The organism is Actinocorallia lasiicapitis (assembly GCF_054778695.1).
The window spans coordinates 8,469-11,930 of sequence record NZ_BAAGZI010000164.1; the positions used below are offsets into that span (position 1 = coordinate 8,469).

The 3,462-nt window shown below is 69.3% G+C and carries 5 protein-coding genes and 1 pseudogene; 2 read left to right on the forward strand and 4 right to left on the reverse strand.

Annotation, left to right across the window (positions count from 1 at the left end):
• Positions 1-174 precede the first annotated feature (174 nt).
• On the forward strand, positions 175-333 hold the full coding sequence (locus ACYVE7_RS18830) for a hypothetical protein (protein ID WP_460366210.1): 159 nt from the start codon (positions 175-177) through the stop codon (positions 331-333).
• A gap of 90 nt (positions 334-423) precedes the next feature.
• Here the strand turns inward: ACYVE7_RS18830 and ACYVE7_RS18835 are convergent, their stop codons facing one another.
• Entirely contained in the window at positions 424-555 is a 132-nt protein-coding gene (locus tag ACYVE7_RS18835) for a hypothetical protein (RefSeq protein WP_460366212.1), read from the reverse strand.
• Positions 556-765: 210 nt separating this feature from the next.
• Here ACYVE7_RS18835 and ACYVE7_RS18840 point away from each other — a divergent pair, with 210 nt between their 5' ends.
• Positions 766-1,227 carry a GntR family transcriptional regulator gene (locus ACYVE7_RS18840; RefSeq protein WP_460366214.1) on the forward strand — a complete coding sequence of 154 codons (462 nt, stop codon included), beginning with the start codon at positions 766-768 and terminating at the stop codon, positions 1,225-1,227.
• A 20-nt stretch (positions 1,228-1,247) separates the two neighbouring features.
• Here the strand turns inward: ACYVE7_RS18840 and ACYVE7_RS18845 are convergent, their stop codons facing one another.
• The 3 genes and pseudogenes from ACYVE7_RS18845 to ACYVE7_RS18855 all read right to left on the reverse strand — a co-directional run.
• Positions 1,248-2,300, reverse strand: a complete 1,053-nt coding sequence (locus ACYVE7_RS18845; RefSeq protein WP_460366216.1) for a C40 family peptidase — start codon at positions 2,298-2,300, stop codon at positions 1,248-1,250.
• Positions 2,297-2,932, reverse strand: coding sequence for a hypothetical protein (locus ACYVE7_RS18850; protein ID WP_460366218.1), 636 nt, complete (start codon positions 2,930-2,932; stop codon positions 2,297-2,299). Before ACYVE7_RS18850 ends, ACYVE7_RS18845 begins: the two co-directional genes overlap by 4 nt.
• A 15-nt stretch (positions 2,933-2,947) precedes the next feature.
• A pseudogene (locus ACYVE7_RS18855) lies at positions 2,948-3,462 on the reverse strand (hypothetical protein); the annotation flags it as partial.

The following is a 3,462-nucleotide window of genomic DNA, read 5'->3' on the forward strand; positions in this document are numbered from 1 at the left end:
CCGCAGCTCGACGCGATCTACGCGACGTCCATGATCGCGGGCCCCTGATCGTGGCGGGCCTGATCGCAGGGCCTTGATCGTCGAACTGCGGCGCGTCGACGCTTTGCGGGCGCCAAACGGGCTACACGCCGCAGGCCGAGGCGATCTTCGCGACGCCCAGGATCGCGCGAGCCTTTGATCGCGGACGCCCATCGCGGCCTGATCGTGTCGAACTGCGGCGTGTCGACGGTTTGCGGGCGTCAAACGGTCACATCGCCACAGCTCGACGCGATCTTCGCGACGTCCATGATCGCGGGGCCCTTGATCGCGGCGGGTCTGATCGCGGGGGCTTGATCGTGTCGAGCTGCGGCGTGTGGGCGGTTTGGGGGGAGTTGAACGGGCGATATGCCGCAGGTCGAGGCGATCTGAGGGGCGGGGGGTGGGTCAGGGGCCGAATTCGGTGGTGCGCTGGGTGATCAGGTGGGCTTCTAGTTCTAGGGAGGTGTCGGCGTCTGCGGTCGGCCAGAGGCCGTTGTTGATCTCGGTTTCGGTCAGGGGGCGGCGGCGGGTGGCCATCCAGGAGCCTGGACGGCCGTCGTCGTGCCTTCCGCGCCAGATCGACCATGCGGGCCAGAGCTCCGCCAGACGATCGAGTTCAGTCGACGTTTCCTCGTTTCGCGCGCTTTGTTGATGGGTCATGGTCTCAACATGGCACATCTAGGCGTGTACTACTATGGTTACTGTTGGGTAGCTTGGAATATGTACAGCCACCTATGGTTATCGATCATGGAGCTCGACAGAGAAGGGCCGCGGCCGCTGTATCAGCAGGTGGCGGACATCCTTCGGCACCGCATCGAGAGCGGCGAGCTGGCGCCGGGCCAGCGGATGCCGTCCGAGCAGGAGGTCGATGACGAGTTCCGCGTCGCCCGTGACACGTCACGCAAGGCCATCCGGCTGCTCCGCGGCGAAGGTCTGATCATGAGCATTTCCGGTCTGGGCAGCTTCGTGATCGATGCGCAGGCCGAAGTCCTGCCGCAGTACCAGCAGATCGCGTCCGCGCTCCGCGACCGGATCGCGAGCGGCGAGATTCCCGTCGGGAAGCCGATCCCCAGCATCCTTCAGCTCGAGCAGGAATTCGGGGCGGCCCGGATGACCCTCTCCAAGGCCGTCAAAGTCCTCAAGGACGAGGGCCTTGTCGAGTCAGCGACCGGCAAGGGTGTTTTCGTGGTGAAGAGGCCGCAGGACTGAGCAGGTCGGAGCGTGGTGGCTCAGCCGATTTCCTTGAGTTGGGCTACTACGGTCGGGTTGATCAGGGGGCGGGTGAAGCCGACCAGCGTGGAGATCCGGTAGGGGAAGACGCCGATGGCGGGGCGGCAGCGGGCGCAGCGGGCGACGACCATCTTGTTCTTGCCGATGACCAGGCCGACGTGGCCGGGGCGGCCGGGGCCCGTGTTGGGGCCCGAGTTGAAGAAGACGAGGTCGCCGGGCTGTTCCTGGCCGTCGGGGACCTTCGCGCCGAACGGCCACTGGTCGAACGTGACGCGCGGGATGGTGAGCCCGGCGGCGCGGTAGGCGGCCATCATCAGGCCCGAGCAGTCGAACGAGTCGGGGCCCGTCGCGCCCCATACGTACGGTTTGCCGCGCTGCGCCATCGCGTACTCGACGATCCGGGCGACGACCCCGTCGGCGTAGGCGGGCAGGCCCTGGGTGTCGGAGCAGGGCGGGGCGGCGGCGTTGACGACCTGGAAGTCGCCCGCCGCGTACTTCGCCGCCCACGACAGGACCAGGTCGACATAGTCCCAGCTGTGGTTGTAGCGGAAGATCGCCGACCGCATCCGTTCGGGCGCCTTGTTGTGCTTGAGGTAGGCGGCGGCGGTGGGGATCGCGTCGGCCGGGTCGTAGCGGTCCTTGTGGCCGTCCTTGTCGCCGTCGACGGCGAACGCTTTCCACGTCGCCGCGAGGAACTGCATCGGACCGCCCGCGCCCGCGTAGTTCTCGCCGGACGCGACGCCCGGCAGCTTGCTCTGGCCGTGGGACGTCTCGACCTTGCCGATCCCCGCCAGGACGTTCCACGGGATGCCCGAATCCGCGCCGGCCTTCTTGTAGAGCACCAGGTAGTCGGCGGGGATCGACTTCGCGGTCGTCGCCTCGGCGGGCTGCGCCGCGGCCTTCGCCGGGTCGACGCAGCCGAGTCCGCCCGCGCCGCCGCCACCACCGAACAGGAACTGGGAGGCGCCGAAGAAAGTCGGCACGACCAGCAGCACGAAGAACAGGCAGGCGAAGGCGCTGACCGCGCCGATCGCCAGCAGCCGCTTCCTCACTGCGTATCAGCCCCGTCCTGGCCGATGTCGGCGGGACTGTAGGAGTACACGCGCCACGAACCCCCGTTGTACTGCACGGTCACGGCCCAGACCGTCTTCTCCGTGCCCGCCTGGCCGCCCTCGTCGAACTCCTTGATGCCGGAGATCTCGAAGGTGATCGAGGTGTCCCCGATCTCGCGGATCCGGCCTAGGGACGCCGAGCCCGTCGCGGTGGCCTTCTGCTCGGTCCGTTCGGCGACGAGACCGGGCTTGAAGTTCCCCGCCTTGATCTCCTTGAGGAGTTCGGGCGTGGTGACCGGAGTGAGGCGGTCGAGGTAGGTCTGGGCGGGTTCGTCGTAGCGGTAGGTGTCGACGAGCGCGATGAACTTCTGCGCGGTCGTCGCGGCGTTCGCGAAGTCGGTCTTGCCGAACGGGAGGAGCCGGTAGATGTCGAACGAGTCCGGCGAGACGGACGCCGTGATGCCCGGGATCGGGTTGGCCGGGCTGGGCGCGGCGGCCGTGAACTGCGGCTGCGGCGCGGTCGGGCGGGGGGTGGTGTCGGGACGCGGCCAGACCAGCCACATCCCGAGCGCCACCAGCGCCACCGCGACGGCAGCGAAGAGCAGCTTGCGCTGTCTGTCGTCGAGATCCATCTGCTACTCGTCCTGCTATTCGTCCGAGGGGGTCACCGGCTTCGCCCAGAACGGGGCGGGCGGCTCGGTGTCGGAGACCCGGCGCGCCCACAGCGGCGGCGCCTGGTCGCGCTGGGGGGCCGACCTGGGCTTGGGGACGTCGGCGGGCTTGCCGCCGCCGCCCCAGCTCACCGGTTTGCGGGGGTTGCTGTCGGGGCCCTTGGTGTCTCCCCCGGTGCCGCGGGCCCGGCCCGACGATCCGGACTTGCCGTTGGATTTCGCCGGTTTCGCCGGTTCGGCGCTCTTGGTGCTCCGGCCGCCCAGCGCGGGGGGCTTGCTTCCTGAGCCCGAACCGCCGGAGCCTGAGCCGCCGCGCGACGAGCCGCTGCCGCTCGAACCGCGTCCGCCGCCACCACCTGAACCGGACCCGCCCGATCCGGATCCTCCTGAGCCGGACCTGCCCGATCCTGATCCGCCGGAAGGGCTGGAGGGGCGGGCGGGCGGACTGGAGGGGGCGCCGCCGCCGGTGGCGCGGGAGGGGGCGAGCGGAG